The sequence below is a fragment of the Labrys miyagiensis genome, assembly GCF_030160835.1.
GTDB lineage: Bacteria > Pseudomonadota > Alphaproteobacteria > Rhizobiales > Labraceae > Labrys > Labrys miyagiensis.
The window spans coordinates 44,051-56,449 of the sequence record NZ_BSPC01000018.1 but is presented as its reverse complement, the minus strand read 5'-3'; the positions used below and the strand labels follow the sequence as shown (position 1 = coordinate 56,449).

The 12,399-nt window shown below is 62.9% G+C and carries 13 protein-coding genes; 5 read left to right on the top strand and 8 right to left on the bottom strand.

Annotated features, from left to right (window positions below):
• Nucleotides 1–486: 486 nt before the first annotated feature.
• From QQL24_RS10935 to QQL24_RS10915, 5 genes are read right to left on the bottom strand one after another with little or no spacing between them, the layout of a single operon-like run.
• Nucleotides 487–1,305 carry a carbohydrate ABC transporter permease gene (locus QQL24_RS10935; protein WP_284312018.1) on the bottom strand — a complete coding sequence of 273 codons (819 nt, stop codon included), beginning with the start codon at nt 1,303–1,305 and terminating at the stop codon, nt 487–489.
• A gap of 12 nt (nt 1,306–1,317) precedes the next feature.
• Nucleotides 1,318–2,235, bottom strand: a complete 918-nt coding sequence (locus QQL24_RS10930; RefSeq protein ID WP_431310671.1) for a carbohydrate ABC transporter permease — start codon at nt 2,233–2,235, stop codon at nt 1,318–1,320.
• Nucleotides 2,232–3,566, bottom strand: coding sequence for an ABC transporter substrate-binding protein (locus QQL24_RS10925; RefSeq protein WP_284312017.1), 1,335 nt, complete (start codon nt 3,564–3,566; stop codon nt 2,232–2,234). Before QQL24_RS10925 ends, QQL24_RS10930 begins: the two co-directional genes overlap by 4 nt.
• A 47-nt stretch (nt 3,567–3,613) precedes the next feature.
• Complete coding sequence (locus QQL24_RS10920; RefSeq protein ID WP_284312016.1) at nt 3,614–4,273, bottom strand: GntR family transcriptional regulator; 660 nt, start codon at nt 4,271–4,273, stop codon at nt 3,614–3,616.
• Between the two features lie 15 nt (nt 4,274–4,288).
• On the bottom strand, nt 4,289–5,176 hold the full coding sequence (locus QQL24_RS10915) for a dihydrodipicolinate synthase family protein (RefSeq protein ID WP_284312015.1): 888 nt from the start codon (nt 5,174–5,176) through the stop codon (nt 4,289–4,291).
• A 166-nt stretch (nt 5,177–5,342) separates the two neighbouring features.
• Here QQL24_RS10915 and QQL24_RS10910 point away from each other — a divergent pair, with 166 nt between their 5' ends.
• Nucleotides 5,343–5,663 carry an ArsR/SmtB family transcription factor gene (locus tag QQL24_RS10910; RefSeq protein ID WP_284312014.1) on the top strand — a complete coding sequence of 107 codons (321 nt, stop codon included), beginning with the start codon at nt 5,343–5,345 and terminating at the stop codon, nt 5,661–5,663.
• A gap of 74 nt (nt 5,664–5,737) precedes the next feature.
• Nucleotides 5,738–6,208, top strand: a complete 471-nt coding sequence (locus QQL24_RS10905; RefSeq protein ID WP_284312013.1) for an MEKHLA domain-containing protein — start codon at nt 5,738–5,740, stop codon at nt 6,206–6,208.
• Here QQL24_RS10905 and QQL24_RS10900 read toward each other — a convergent pair.
• Together QQL24_RS10900 and QQL24_RS10895 are read right to left on the bottom strand one after the other, a co-directional pair.
• Nucleotides 6,198–6,677: a DUF2938 domain-containing protein gene (locus tag QQL24_RS10900; protein ID WP_284312012.1), complete on the bottom strand. Its 480-nt coding sequence runs from the start codon at nt 6,675–6,677 to the stop codon at nt 6,198–6,200. The genes QQL24_RS10905 and QQL24_RS10900 overlap by 11 nt on opposite strands.
• A 78-nt stretch (nt 6,678–6,755) precedes the next feature.
• A complete protein-coding gene (locus QQL24_RS10895) occupies nt 6,756–7,286 on the bottom strand; it encodes a regulatory protein RecX (RefSeq protein ID WP_284312011.1) in 531 nt (176 codons plus the stop codon).
• 85 nt (nt 7,287–7,371) lie between these two features.
• Here QQL24_RS10895 and QQL24_RS10890 point away from each other — a divergent pair, with 85 nt between their 5' ends.
• Together QQL24_RS10890 and QQL24_RS10885 are read left to right on the top strand one after the other, a co-directional pair.
• On the top strand, nt 7,372–7,839 hold the full coding sequence (locus tag QQL24_RS10890) for a cupin domain-containing protein (RefSeq protein ID WP_284312010.1): 468 nt from the start codon (nt 7,372–7,374) through the stop codon (nt 7,837–7,839).
• A 152-nt stretch (nt 7,840–7,991) separates the two neighbouring features.
• Nucleotides 7,992–8,648, top strand: a complete 657-nt coding sequence (locus QQL24_RS10885) for an HAD family hydrolase (protein WP_284312009.1) — start codon at nt 7,992–7,994, stop codon at nt 8,646–8,648.
• Nucleotides 8,649–8,824: 176 nt separating this feature from the next.
• On the opposite strand, the gene arfB is transcribed toward QQL24_RS10885, so the two are convergent.
• On the bottom strand, nt 8,825–9,268 hold the full coding sequence (gene arfB, locus QQL24_RS10880; protein WP_284312008.1) for an alternative ribosome rescue aminoacyl-tRNA hydrolase ArfB: 444 nt from the start codon (nt 9,266–9,268) through the stop codon (nt 8,825–8,827).
• A 126-nt stretch (nt 9,269–9,394) separates the two neighbouring features.
• Between arfB and uvrA the strand changes: the two genes are divergently transcribed.
• Nucleotides 9,395–12,319, top strand: a complete 2,925-nt coding sequence (gene uvrA, locus QQL24_RS10875) for an excinuclease ABC subunit UvrA (RefSeq protein WP_284312007.1) — start codon at nt 9,395–9,397, stop codon at nt 12,317–12,319.
• The last annotated feature ends 80 nt before the right edge of the window (nt 12,320–12,399 follow it).

The following is a 12,399-nucleotide window of genomic DNA, read 5'->3' as shown; positions in this document are numbered from 1 at the left end:
GCTCGAAGTGACATTTCTAACGGGGACAAAAAAGGACTTCTCTATCGAGCTAAGACAAAGGATGCCCCTGTCCCCCACCATCGCATGGCCGATTTTGCCTGGCTCCGACATGCTGCCTTGGAGTCTGCCGGGACGGCTCAACGGTACTGCCTGAACGGCCAGCGTCCGCTCCGACGGTTGGAATCTCTCGATCCACGGCGCGGCGCAAGCGATTTGGCTAATCCTAAAATGATCGAGGAAGCTCCTGTAAGGCTCTTTATGAAAATAACTTTTCCTACACGCCGCCCGTCAAAGACCTCGATCCCATCCTGCCAGGCTGGGTCTTGCGCATCCGAGGGTCGCCAAGGCCTGAAGACCTCATGACTCTCCAAGGGCACTGTCAAACCCCACGAGACTTCTCGCCGGTTTTTCATGTGCAGCTCCCCCTGCCATTATAGCTTGAATAAACAATGGTTTATGAGGATATCCTTATAGCCGTCGGAAGCGCTATTTGACGGCACCGGCCGTCAGTCCCGCCACGATCTGGCGCTGGGCGAACAGGGTCAGCAGCAGAACCGGCAGTGTGACCACCAGCGCCGCCGCCGCCAGCGGGCCCCAGCTCACCTGCTCGAAGGACAGCATGTTGTAGACGGCCACCGGCAGGGTACGCGTCTCGCGGCTGGCGAGCACGATGCCGAACACAAAGTTGTTCCAGGAAAAGATCACTGCCAGGATCAGCGACACCACGATGCCAGGCTTGGCGATCGGCAGCGCCACCTTCATGAAGATCTGCCAGCGATTGGCGCCGTCGATCATGGCCGCCTCCTCCAGCTCCAGCGGCGTGGTCTCGAAATAGCCGATCATGATCCAGATCACGATCGGGATGGTCACCACCAGATGGATGATGATCTGCGGCCACAGCGTGCCGAGCAGGCCGAGCGCCTGGAACAGCAGGAACATCGGGATCAGGAAGGACAGGCCCGGCGTCATGCGGGCGATCATGATCACCATCGCCGCCTTGTCCGCCTTGATGCGGGCGATGCCGTAACCCGCCGGCACGCCCACCACCAGGGCCAGGATCGTCGCCGTGCCCGTGACGATGATGCTGTTCCAGAAATAGAGCAGGAAGTCATTGGTGGCGAAGATGTCGGTGTAGTTCGACCAGGCGAATTGCTCCGGAATCAGGATGGGCGGATAAGCACCGTTGTCGATCTCGTATTTCAGCGACAGCGACAGCATCCAGATGAAGAAGAACAGCGCCGGCGAGATGATCACGAAGGCCAGGAACAGCGTGCCGGCCATGCGCAGGAGACGGTGGAGTGTCATGACGGCCTCTCCTCACACATTCCATTTGGCGCGCTGGCGCAGATGCAGCAGCACCAGGGACATCAGGATGATGATGACGAAGAACACCACGGCGATCGCCGAGCCATAGCCGATGTCGTAGTAGGAGAAGGCGACGTTGTAGAGATAGAGGTTGATCGTCTCCGACGCCGTACCGGGGCCGCCCTGCGTCATCGCATAGATGATGTCGAAGCTCTTCAGCGCATCGATGGAGCGGATAATGACGGCAATCATCATGAAGGGCAGGATCATCGGCAGCGTGATGTAGCGGAACTTCTGCCAGCCATTGGCGCCGTCGATCATGGCGCTCTCGAAAGGCTCGCGCGGCATCGAGGCGAGGCCGCCCAGCACGATCAGCATGATCAGAGGCGTCCACTGCCAGGTTTCCACCAGCACCAGCGAGGGAATCACCGTGCTCTGGTCGAAGATCCAGGCCTGCGGCGGGATATGAACCAGCGAAAGCAGATAGTTGAGCACGCCGAGCTGAGGGTGAAACATCATGGTCCAAACCAGCGCGATGGCCACAGGCGTCGCCATCATCGGCATCACGAAGATGCCGCGCAGGAGACCCCTTAGCGGCATCTTCGAGTCGAAGACGAGTGCGGCGATCGTGCCGAGGATCAGCGGCGCCACCACGGAGAGCACGGTGTAATAGAGCGTGTGCCACATCGACTCCCAGAAGCGCTCGTCGCCGGCGAGGCGGACATAGTTGGCGAGGCCGACGAAGCGCTGGGGCGAGCCGACCTGCCATTCACTGCCGCTCATCCAGACGGTGAACACCCACGGGAAGACGATCACCGCCCCGACCACCACGAGCGCCGGGACGATGAAGGGCCAATAGCCGGGCCGCGGTCTCTCCTTGAACGCCGCGATGGCTGGCACGCCGGTATCGGCTGGGCTCATAGCGGTCATGGCGCTTCGCTGCGGGCGAGCACCGGCTTGAAGGCTTCCGTCGCCTTCTTCATCTCGGTGGCCGGATCCGCGCCGCCCAGCAGGTTTGTGAGGCCGACGCCGATGATATCCCGGAACTCGGTGACCGGGATGATGACCGGCAGGCAGAGCTGGCTGATCGGCGCCGATTGCGCCACCGCATCGACCCAGGAGCCGGGCATGGTCACGCCCTTGCGCACCTCGGCATCACCAAGCACGGAATTGCGGAACGGCACGCCGCTGCCCGATTGCAGCAGCCTTGCCCCCATCTGCTTCGAGATGGCCCACTGGCAATAGAGATAGGCCGCTTCCTTGTTGGCGGAAGCCGCGGTGACGCCGATGCCATCGCCTGTGGTGGGAGCGGCCTGCGTCACCGGTCCCTTGGGGATGATGCTGTAGCCCACCTTGCCGACCACCCGCGACTTTTGCGGGTTCTCGAGCGGCGGCGCGAAGCCGACGCCATCCATCCACATGCCGACCTTGCCCTGCAGGAAGGCGGACTGGCACTCGGCCCAGTTGAAGCCGGTGACGCCGCGCGGCGCGGATTTGGTCATCAGGCGCTGATAGAGGGCGGCAGCCTCGATCGCCTCGGGCGAGTCCGTCTGCAGCGAGCCGTCGGGACCGATCGAGCTCTTGCCATAGCCGAGCAACAGGCTGGTCCACACCGGCACATTGGCATTCTTGGCGCCGCGCGCCACGAAGCCGAAGACATTGTTGTCTGCGTCGGTAAGCGTCTCCGAAGCCTTCACCATCTCATCGAAATTCTTCGGGAATTCGAGGCCCTTGGCGGCGAAGAGATCCTTGTTCCAATAGACGATCCAGTAGTCCACCGAGAAAGGCAGAGCGCCGAAGCGGCCGCCCTTGTCCTTGGCGAAGGCCAGGCCAGCGGTGGCAAAATCGCTTTCCACCAGCGAGGGATCGGTGAGCTCGGGATTCTTCAGGAACGGGTTGAGATCGGCGAGCCAGCCGCCCTTCTCGAATTGCCTCTTCTGCACGTGATAGCTGATATGGATGACGTCGAAGCTCGGCTTGCCGGAGGTGAGCTCGATCACCGCCTTCTGGCGCTGCTGCAGCTCCGGCGTTTGTTCGGAATTCACTTTCATTCCAGTGAGTTCCTCGAACTCCTTCTGGTATTTCTGCAACGTATCGCCGCGCGGGCTCTTGACCAGATTCACCTCGAGGGTGGTGCCCGCATATTTCTTCCAGTCGACCGCCGCGAAGGCCGGCCTGATACCGGCGAGGCCCGCAGCGCCCATGGCGGCGGAAGCGGCAAGGAACTGGCGGCGCGTCGGTTTCCAAAGATCGATACTCATCGTGTCCTCCTCCCCAATTATTGTTCGTGAGAAAAACTCACAAAGACCTAGACCTTGAGGGCCAGGGCCCTGGCATTGTTGATATGCTCGGTGATGGCCTCGACGGCGCGCTCGGGCTGCCGGCTCTCGATGGCGGCGAGGATCGTCAGATGCTCGCGCATCACCGGCACCACGCGGCCATCGATGCGAAAGCGTTCCTGGTTGATCAAGCGCATCTTGATCGAATTGACGCGGTAGGCCTTGGCGATGATCTCGTTGCCGACGGAATCGATGATGGTGTCATGCAGGTTCCAGTCGATCGCCTGGGCCTCGTCGATGATCTCGGGCGTGAGCTGGCCTGCGAGTCCTTTTGCGAGAGTATCCTCGTGTTCGCGACGCAACCCGGCCAGCAATTCGTTCGAGGCCGAGAGGGTGAACAAGGCGATGGCTTCCTTCTCCATGAAAAGGCGGAACTGGAAGGCATCCCGGATCAGCGTGAGATCGATATGGGCGATCTGGATGCCGCGCTGCGGAATGGTGGTCAGCAGGCCCTCCGCCTCCAGCCGCGGCACCAACTCGCGGATGGCGCCGAGCGGCAGGCCGGTAAGGGCCACCAATTCGCGCTGGGAGACGAATTGCCCGGGCCGGACGTCGCGCGCCAGGAGATGGCGCGTGAAACTGGCGTAGGCCTTCTCGCGCAGCCGCAGTGGTTCGCCACCTTCCTCCATGCCGTCTCCCCTTCTCTAAGCTGCTTCCGTTTGCCCGAGATGATCCAGCAGGCCGCCGAGCCGCTTCGCATCGCTTTCGGACAGGGACTGGAGCGGCGGGCGCGTCCGGCGCCAGGCGTCATCCCCCGCGCGGTGGGCGATCAAAGCCTTCACCGCCGGTATGACGGGGTATTTGACGAGGTCATCGACCAGGCTGGTGAGAGCGGCATCGTCGCGCCCCTCATGGACCATGGCGCCCATGCGCTCCGGACAGATATTGGCCATGCCCGAAATTGCCCCCTGCCCGCCGAGCCGCACGCCAGCCGCGAGGTAGCGCTCGTCGCCGATCAGGATTGCGATGTCGCGATGGGCAGCCAGCAGGGTCTGGGTGAAGGGCCAGTTGCCGGACGAATCCTTCACGCCGGCCACCGCGTGTGGGAATGCCGACCTCAGGCGCCCGATCAAGGCGATGGAGAGCTCGACCGCGGTCACCGAGGGGATGTTGTAGAGAAAGAAGCTGCGGGCCTTGGCGCCGAGCGTCTCGAAAACGCCGGCGAACCAGTCGAACAGCCCGTCGTCGCCGAGCCCCTTGAAATAGGATGGCGGTGCCAGCAACACGCCCCGGCAGCCTGCATCGAGCGCCTGCGCGGACTGAAGGGCGGCATCGGCAACACTGTTGGCCATCACGCCCACCACGATCTCTGTGGGCTGGATACCCACGTCGAGGAAAGAGGCAAGCAACCGCTCCCTCTCGGCCGTGCCGATCGAAGCCCCCTCACCCGTGGTACCGAACAAAGTGACGCTGCCGCAGCCATTGGCGAGACACCAGCGGGCATGCGTAATGGCGCGCGCCGTATCGATCTGCCCTCGCGCGTCGAATGGCGTCGCCAAGGCCGCCGAGAGGCCGAAATGTTCGTGCTTCATCCCTAAATCCAATGCAATCATTCAATATGTATTTATGTGTAACAGACTGACATGTCAGTGGCAAGCTCAGCCTTGTGCACGGCAGGGCATAGCCGCACAAGAAATAGTTATCCATTTAGCAAAGTGTGTATTGCGGCCGGGGCATCGGCTTGATTAGGTGGGGGCCATGACAACGCCACCGCCTTCCCTGGATCTGATGTTCCAGGCCCTTTCCGATCCCACGCGCCGGTTGATCGTGGAACGGCTGAGCCTGGGTCCGGCCTCGGTTCGGGATCTGGCGAGGCCCATCACCATGTCCCTGCCCTCGGTATTGCAGCACCTGCAGGTCCTCGAAGCTAGCGGGCTCGTGCAGACCCGGAAGGTCGGCCGAGTGCGCCTGTGCACTCTGCAGCCAATCGCCCTTCAGGTCATCGAATGCTGGGTCAACGCGCGCAGTGCCCGGCAAGAAGAGCTCGAGGAGCCGGAGCCGCCCGTCTCGAAGGAATGAAGCGATGGATTTCTGCCCCCCGTCGCGCGCACTCGCATGGTATGACGGGGGTGAGCCAAACCTGGTCCTCGTTCATGCCTGCGCCCTTCCTTGCGACCGATCCGGCTTTTGCCGATCTTCTGGACAGCAGTTTCACCCGCCTTGTTGGCCGCCCCCTGATTCCGACCCATGGCACAGAAGCCGAACCGGCGCATTGGCTCTATGAGCGTGCTCCCTTCTGCGTGCTCGCCCACAACACGGCAGACGATCCGATATTCATCTATGGAAACAAGGCTGTACAGCGCTGTTTTGAATATGATTGGGAAGAATTGACACGCCTTCCTTCGCGCCTGTCGGCCGAGCTTCCCAATCGCGAGGAGCGCCAGCGCCTGCTCGATATCGTGCGGCGCCAGGGCTTCATTGGCGACTACACCGGCATCCGCATCGCCAAATCGGGACGGCGTTTCGTTATCGAGAATGCCATCGTGTGGGAGCTGTTCGATGACGCGGGCACACGCCACGGCCAGGCGGCAATGTTCGCGTCCTGGCACGATATCAGCGAATAAGCAGCGCCGTGCCCCACAGGCCCAGGGCGAAGACCGTGTGGGCGACGAGGTTGAGGAATCGCACCTTGTTGGGGTTCGGCGTCTTGGAAGCCGCCCAGCCGACGCCGAGGCCTGGCTGCAGCAAGAACCAGCCGAAGCCAACCGTGACGATGCTGAGGATCCAGGCCGGAATGAAGGTGGGATTGTCGAGCCAGGCCACGCCGGCGAAGATCACCAGCAGGATCCCGTAGGCGATGCCGACGACATAATGGCCGATCCAGCCGAGCGCCAGTTCATGCGCATAGGGCGCAGCCTGGCCGATGTCGTCGTGAAAGACCTTGCCGTCCTTCAGGTGCCAGAACCAACGGCCCACGGGTGCCCAGTTCGGCAGGGCCTGGCCGAAGAATTTGTAGAGGATGATCGCCCACAGATCCATGAGGATGGTCGCTCCAATGCCGATAGCCAGGGAGCGCCAGAGAACATCGAACATGTGATACCCAGGAGGAAAAAGAGGGATTGGTCATACCAAATCACCCCAAGCCGTCTGGCGCAATGGCCGACTGCCGCTTCAGATTTCTAAAAGCGCTTCGATTTCGTTGGGATCGCCGGTGACGATACGCCTTGCCAGGGAAATCGCGAAGCCGCCCCGGGCCAGCGCGGCGATTTCCTTTTCGACATCATGGTCGCGGTCCGGCCGGCGCCAAGGGCCGATTCGCTTGCGCTGGGCGAGCCGTGCCGCGGCCCTCTCCTCCACCACCTCGCGATCTTCGGTGGCGAAGGCCTCGGCGACCACGGCGGCGTCGACCCCCTTGGCCTTGAGAGCGGCGCCGATCCGGCGCATGGAAAGGCCTTTGTTCCGGCCGGCATGGATGCGGGCCTCGACGAACGCCGCGTCATCCACGAAGCCAAGCCGGGCGCAATAGGCAAGTGTCCGTTCGATCATCGCCGCTGCGGCGACCTCGGTACCGAGCTTGCGCCGGGCACGGCGCAGCAGGACTTGCCGGAGATTGGCGACGCTGGTCGTGCGCTGGCCCAGATAATGCAGCGCGGATTTGCGCATCCAGCTTTCCTCACGGCCGAGGTTGGGGTCTGCGGGCATTCATCCATCCGTTTCGAATCGCAAAAGAGCTTGCCGGATATCGATCCGCCGCGCCATCATCGACCTCCGAAGGCAGGAGGCCGGCATGACCGAGGATCACGACCATCGCTGGAAACATGACGGCGTGCGCGTCATCCCGGGTGGTGAACTCGATGCCAATACGGCACAGACACCCGGCATGGACCGCAAGGCGGCCATCAATTTCGCCCGCGTTGGCGCGCAGAAGATCTGGGCCGGCACGGTGACCATCCATCCCAACGCCAAGACCGGCGCCCATCACCACGGCCATCTCGAAAGCGTAATCTATGTGGTGAAGGGCCGTGCCCGCATGCGCTGGGGCGAGCATCTTGAATATGTGGCGGAGGCCGGGCCCGGCGACTTCATCTATGTCCCGCCCTATGTGCCGCACCAGGAAATCAATGCCAGCCCGGACGAAGTCCTGGAATGCGTGCTGGTGCGCAGCGACGGCGAGGCGGTTGCCATCAATCTCGATATTGAGCCGGTCGAGAAGCCCGAGTCCGTGCGCTGGATCGATCCGATCCACCGGGGGTGATCCTTGGGAGCGCGGACATCTTGTCCGCCTCTTCCTGTCTGACGAACTTACCATTTCCAAGAGCGGACAAGATGTCCGCGCTCCCAGGCGGAGCTTGACAGGACCCGTGTCGGGGGGGCACGTCACTGCTTTCCTCGCACCGGGCGGTTTGAATGTCGTTCTCTCTGGTTATTTTCGATTGCGACGGCGTTCTCGTCGACAGCGAAATCCTGTCCGCCCAGGTCGAGGCGGAAGCCCTGAGCAATCTTGGCGCCAAGATCACTGCCGCGGATGTCATGCAGCACTTCCTCGGCCTGACGCAGGATGCCCTGGAGAAGCGCTTCGAGCAGGATTTCGGGTTGCGGCTGCCGCATGACCATGCCCAGACCACCGCTCAGATGCTGAGAGCGGCCTATCTCACCCGGCTCGACCCGATCCCCGGCGTTCGCGAAGTGCTGGAGACGCTCGCCATACCCTACTGCGTCGCCTCGAACAGCCCGCCGGCCAAGCTTGGCCTCGGCCTCAGCGTCACCAATCTGTTCGAACTCGTCTATCCCAACATCTTCTGCTCGAAGCTGGTGGCCCGCGGCAAGCCGGCGCCGGACCTCTTCCTGCATGCGGCAAAGACCATGGGTGTCGCACCCTCCGGCACGGTGGTGGTGGAAGACAGTGTGGTCGGCATCAAGGCGGCCAAGGCGGCTGGGATGGTCGCAATTGGCTTCGTCGGCGGGCTCCACCACATGCCCCCGAGCGAGGAAGCACTCGTCGCGGCTGGCGCCGATCACATCGCCGAGACGATGGAACAGGTGAAGGTGCTGATCACGGCGTGATCGCTGGGAGCGCGGACGTCTCGTCCGCTCTTGTGAAACGAAGTGTTCGTTAGGCAAGGCCTCCACGATCGCCTGAGATCGAGCCCGTAAGGTAGTCGGGCCCTTCAACAATGGCGCTTACCCAATTCTCTCGCCTTATCGTTTCAAGAGCGGACGGGACGTCCGCGCTCCCAGCGTCAGTCGACCGAGATCTTCCCTCCGCGCATAGACTTCACGCTGGAACGCCGCGACTTCGATTCCAGCCGCCTCGCCTTGGCGGCCTTGGACGGCCTCGTTGCCTTGCGCGGCGGCGGAGGCGGCGTCGCGGCCTCGCGCAATAGAGCCACGAGGCGGTCACGCGCGTCCTCCCGGTTGCGGTCCTGCGTGCGGAAGCGCTGGGCGATGATCACCACCACGCCGTCCTGTGTCAGCTTCCTGCCCGCAAGCTTCTGGGCGCGGATGGCCACCTCGTTCGGCAAGGAGGGCGAGGTACGGATGTTGAAGCGCAGTTGCACCGCCGTCGACAGCTTGTTGACATTCTGTCCGCCGGGCCCCGAGGAGCGCACAAAGTCCTCATCGATCTCGCGCTCGTCGATGGACAAAGTGGGGGTAATCTCGATCATGGCGCGTGCATAGCCCATCACCTTTCGCACCGCCGCAAAAATCTGCGGATAAGTTCACGAATTGTTCTTGTCTTTTCGAAGGCCCTCCTTCAATTTCCCTGACAAAGCTCTTATCTCACGGCGAAAGCCCACAGGATCGTCTGAATGTCTGGCCGCCCCTCCTCCGGCAGCGCTGTCCCGTCGCCTGCCGACCGCCGTTTCATCACCGTGCGCGGCGCGCGCGAGCACAATCTCAAGAATGTCGATCTGGAAATCCCGCGTGACAAGCTCGTGGTGTTCACCGGCCTGTCCGGCTCGGGCAAATCCTCGCTTGCCTTCGATACCATCTATGCCGAGGGCCAGCGGCGCTATGTGGAGAGCCTGTCGGCCTATGCGCGCCAGTTCCTGGAGATGATGCAGAAGCCCGACGTCGACCAGATCGACGGCCTCTCGCCGGCCATTTCGATCGAGCAGAAGACGACGTCGCGCAACCCGCGCTCGACGGTGGCCACCGTCACCGAGATCTACGACTATATGCGCCTGCTCTGGGCACGCATCGGCATCCCCTATTCGCCGGCGACCGGCCTGCCGATCGAAAGCCAGACCGTCAGCCAGATGGTCGACCGCGTCCTGGCGCTGCCGGAGGGCACGCGTCTCTTCCTGCTCGCGCCCGTGGTGCGCGGCCGCAAGGGCGAGTATCGCAAGGAACTGGCCGATTTCCTCAAGCGCGGCTTCCAGCGCGTGAAGATCGACGGCACCTTCTACGAGATCGCCGACGCCCCTGCCCTCGACAAGAAGCTCAAGCACGACCTCGATGTGGTGGTTGACCGCATCGTGGTGCGGGCCGACATCGCCGCCCGCCTGGCCGATTCCTTCGAGACGGCGCTGGAGCTTGCCGACGGCATCGCCGTGGTGGAACTGGCCGACCAGAAGGAAGAGGACGGTTCGCTCAAGCGCGTGATGTTCAGCCAGAAATTCGCCTGCCCCGTATCCGGCTTCACCATTCCGGAGATCGAGCCGCGTCTGTTCTCTTTCAACAATCCCTTCGGCGCCTGCCCCTCTTGTGACGGGCTGGGCACGGAGATGACGGTGGACCCGGTGCTGGTGGTGCCGGACGAGACGCTGTCGCTACGCAAGGGTGCCCTTGCTCCCTGGGCGAAATCGACCAGCCCTTATTACAACCAGACCGTCGATGCCCTCGCCAGACACTACAAGTTCGGCGTAACCACGCCCTGGAAGGACCTGCCGGAAAAGGTGCAGCAGGTCTTCCTTTATGGTTCGGGCGAGGAGCAGATCCTGTTTTCCTTCGACGACGGCCTGCGTTCCTATGAAACGCGCAAGGCCTTCGAAGGCGTGGTGACCAATCTGGAGCGACGCTGGAAGGAAACCGATTCCGAGCAGGCGCGCGAGGATATCGGCCGCTTCATGGCCAATACGCCCTGCAAGGCCTGCGCGGGTTTCCGCCTCAAGCCGGAAGCCTTGGCGGTCAAGATCGCGCACAATCATATCGGCCATGTCTCCACCATGTCGGTGCGCCACGCGCAGGTCTGGTTCGAGGCGCTTCCGGCCGAACTCAACGCCAAGCACAACGAGATCGCCACGCGCATTCTCAAGGAAATCCGCGAGCGCCTGCGCTTCCTGGTCGATGTCGGCCTCGACTACCTGACGCTCGCCCGCAATTCCGGCACCCTTTCGGGCGGCGAGAGCCAGCGCATCCGCCTTGCCTCGCAGATCGGCTCGGGCCTGTCCGGCGTGCTCTATGTGCTGGACGAGCCCTCGATCGGCCTGCATCAGCGCGACAACGAGCGCCTGCTCGAAACGCTCCGGCGCCTGCGCGAACTGGGCAATACGGTGATCGTGGTCGAGCATGACGAGGACGCCATCCTGCAGGCCGATTACGTCGTCGATGTCGGTCCGGGCGCCGGCGTGCATGGCGGCCAGGTCGTGGCGCACGGCACGCCCGAAGAGATCATGGCCAACCCGGCCTCGCTCACCGGCAAATACCTCACGGGCGAATTGTCCGTGCCGATGCCGGCCGAGCGCCGCCGCCGACAGAAGGGCAAGTCGCTCAAGCTCACCGGCGCGCGCGGCAACAACCTCAAGGACGTATCGGTGGAGGTGCCGCTCGGCCTGTTCACCTGCGTCACCGGTGTGTCGGGCGGCGGCAAGTCGACGCTGCTGATCGACACCATCTACAAGGCGGTGGCGCGGCGGCTGAACGGGGCCTTGGAGCACCCCGCCCCCTTCGACAAGCTCGACGGGCTGGAGCTGATCGACAAAGTCATCGATATCGACCAGTCGCCGATCGGCCGTACGCCGCGTTCGAATCCGGCCACCTATACCGGCGCCTTCACGCCGATCCGCGAATGGTTCGCCGGCCTGCCGGAGGCCAAGGCGCGCGGTTACCAGCCGGGACGCTTCTCCTTCAACGTCAAGGGCGGGCGTTGCGAGGCCTGCCAGGGCGATGGCGTCATCAAGATCGAGATGCACTTCCTCCCCGACGTCTATGTCACCTGCGATGTCTGCAAGGGCAAGCGCTATGACCGCGAGACGCTCGACGTGCGTTTCAAGAACAGGTCGATCGCCGACGTGCTCGACATGACGGTTGAGGAAGCCGCCGGCTTCTTCAAGGCGGTGCCGACGATCCGCAACACCATGGAGACGCTGGCCCGGGTGGGGCTCGGCTATGTCAAGGTCGGCCAGCAGGCCACCACCCTGTCGGGTGGCGAGGCGCAGCGTGTGAAGCTCTCGAAGGAACTGGCGCGCCGCTCCACCGGCCGTACGCTTTATATCCTCGACGAGCCGACCACGGGCCTCCACTTCCATGATGTCGCAAAGCTCCTCGAAGTGCTGCATGAGCTGGTAGACCAGGGCAACAGCGTGGTGGTGATCGAGCACAATCTCGAAGTCATCAAGACCGCTGACTGGGTTATCGACATGGGTCCGGAAGGCGGCGATGGCGGCGGCGAGGTGGTGGCGCAGGGCACGCCTGAGCAGATTGCCAGGGAACCCCACTCGCATACGGGTCGATTCCTGCGAGAAGTGATGGAGCGCCGCCCCCAGGGGCGCCGGGGTGAAGCGGCGGAATAGCCAATAGCTATGCGTTAGATTGCATAGCTATTGTGCAATTGAATGATTTTCGGGCGATATTCGTGATAGAAAGCGCTTTG

Bases quoted from the DNA above. Each gene is read 5' to 3' on its own strand.
- QQL24_RS10900 (WP_284312012.1), bottom strand. From the start codon at position 6,677: ATGTTCGATGTTCTCTGGCGCTCCCTGGCTATCGGCATTGGAGCGACC.
- QQL24_RS10935 (WP_284312018.1), bottom strand. From the start codon at position 1,305: ATGACACTCCACCGTCTCCTGCGCATGGCCGGCACGCTGTTCCTGGCC.
- QQL24_RS10885 (WP_284312009.1), top strand. From the start codon at position 7,992: ATGTCGTTCTCTCTGGTTATTTTCGATTGCGACGGCGTTCTCGTCGAC.
- arfB (WP_284312008.1), bottom strand. From the start codon at position 9,268: ATGGGCTATGCACGCGCCATGATCGAGATTACCCCCACTTTGTCCATC.
- QQL24_RS10890 (WP_284312010.1), top strand. From the start codon at position 7,372: ATGACCGAGGATCACGACCATCGCTGGAAACATGACGGCGTGCGCGTC.
- uvrA (WP_284312007.1), top strand. From the start codon at position 9,395: ATGTCTGGCCGCCCCTCCTCCGGCAGCGCTGTCCCGTCGCCTGCCGAC.
- QQL24_RS10925 (WP_284312017.1), bottom strand. From the start codon at position 3,566: ATGAGTATCGATCTTTGGAAACCGACGCGCCGCCAGTTCCTTGCCGCT.
- QQL24_RS10905 (WP_284312013.1), top strand. From the start codon at position 5,738: ATGCCTGCGCCCTTCCTTGCGACCGATCCGGCTTTTGCCGATCTTCTG.
- QQL24_RS10895 (WP_284312011.1), bottom strand. From the start codon at position 7,286: ATGCCCGCAGACCCCAACCTCGGCCGTGAGGAAAGCTGGATGCGCAAA.
- QQL24_RS10910 (WP_284312014.1), top strand. From the start codon at position 5,343: ATGACAACGCCACCGCCTTCCCTGGATCTGATGTTCCAGGCCCTTTCC.
- QQL24_RS10920 (WP_284312016.1), bottom strand. From the start codon at position 4,273: ATGGAGGAAGGTGGCGAACCACTGCGGCTGCGCGAGAAGGCCTACGCC.
- QQL24_RS10930 (WP_431310671.1), bottom strand. From the start codon at position 2,235: ATGACCGCTATGAGCCCAGCCGATACCGGCGTGCCAGCCATCGCGGCG.
- QQL24_RS10915 (WP_284312015.1), bottom strand. From the start codon at position 5,176: ATGAAGCACGAACATTTCGGCCTCTCGGCGGCCTTGGCGACGCCATTC.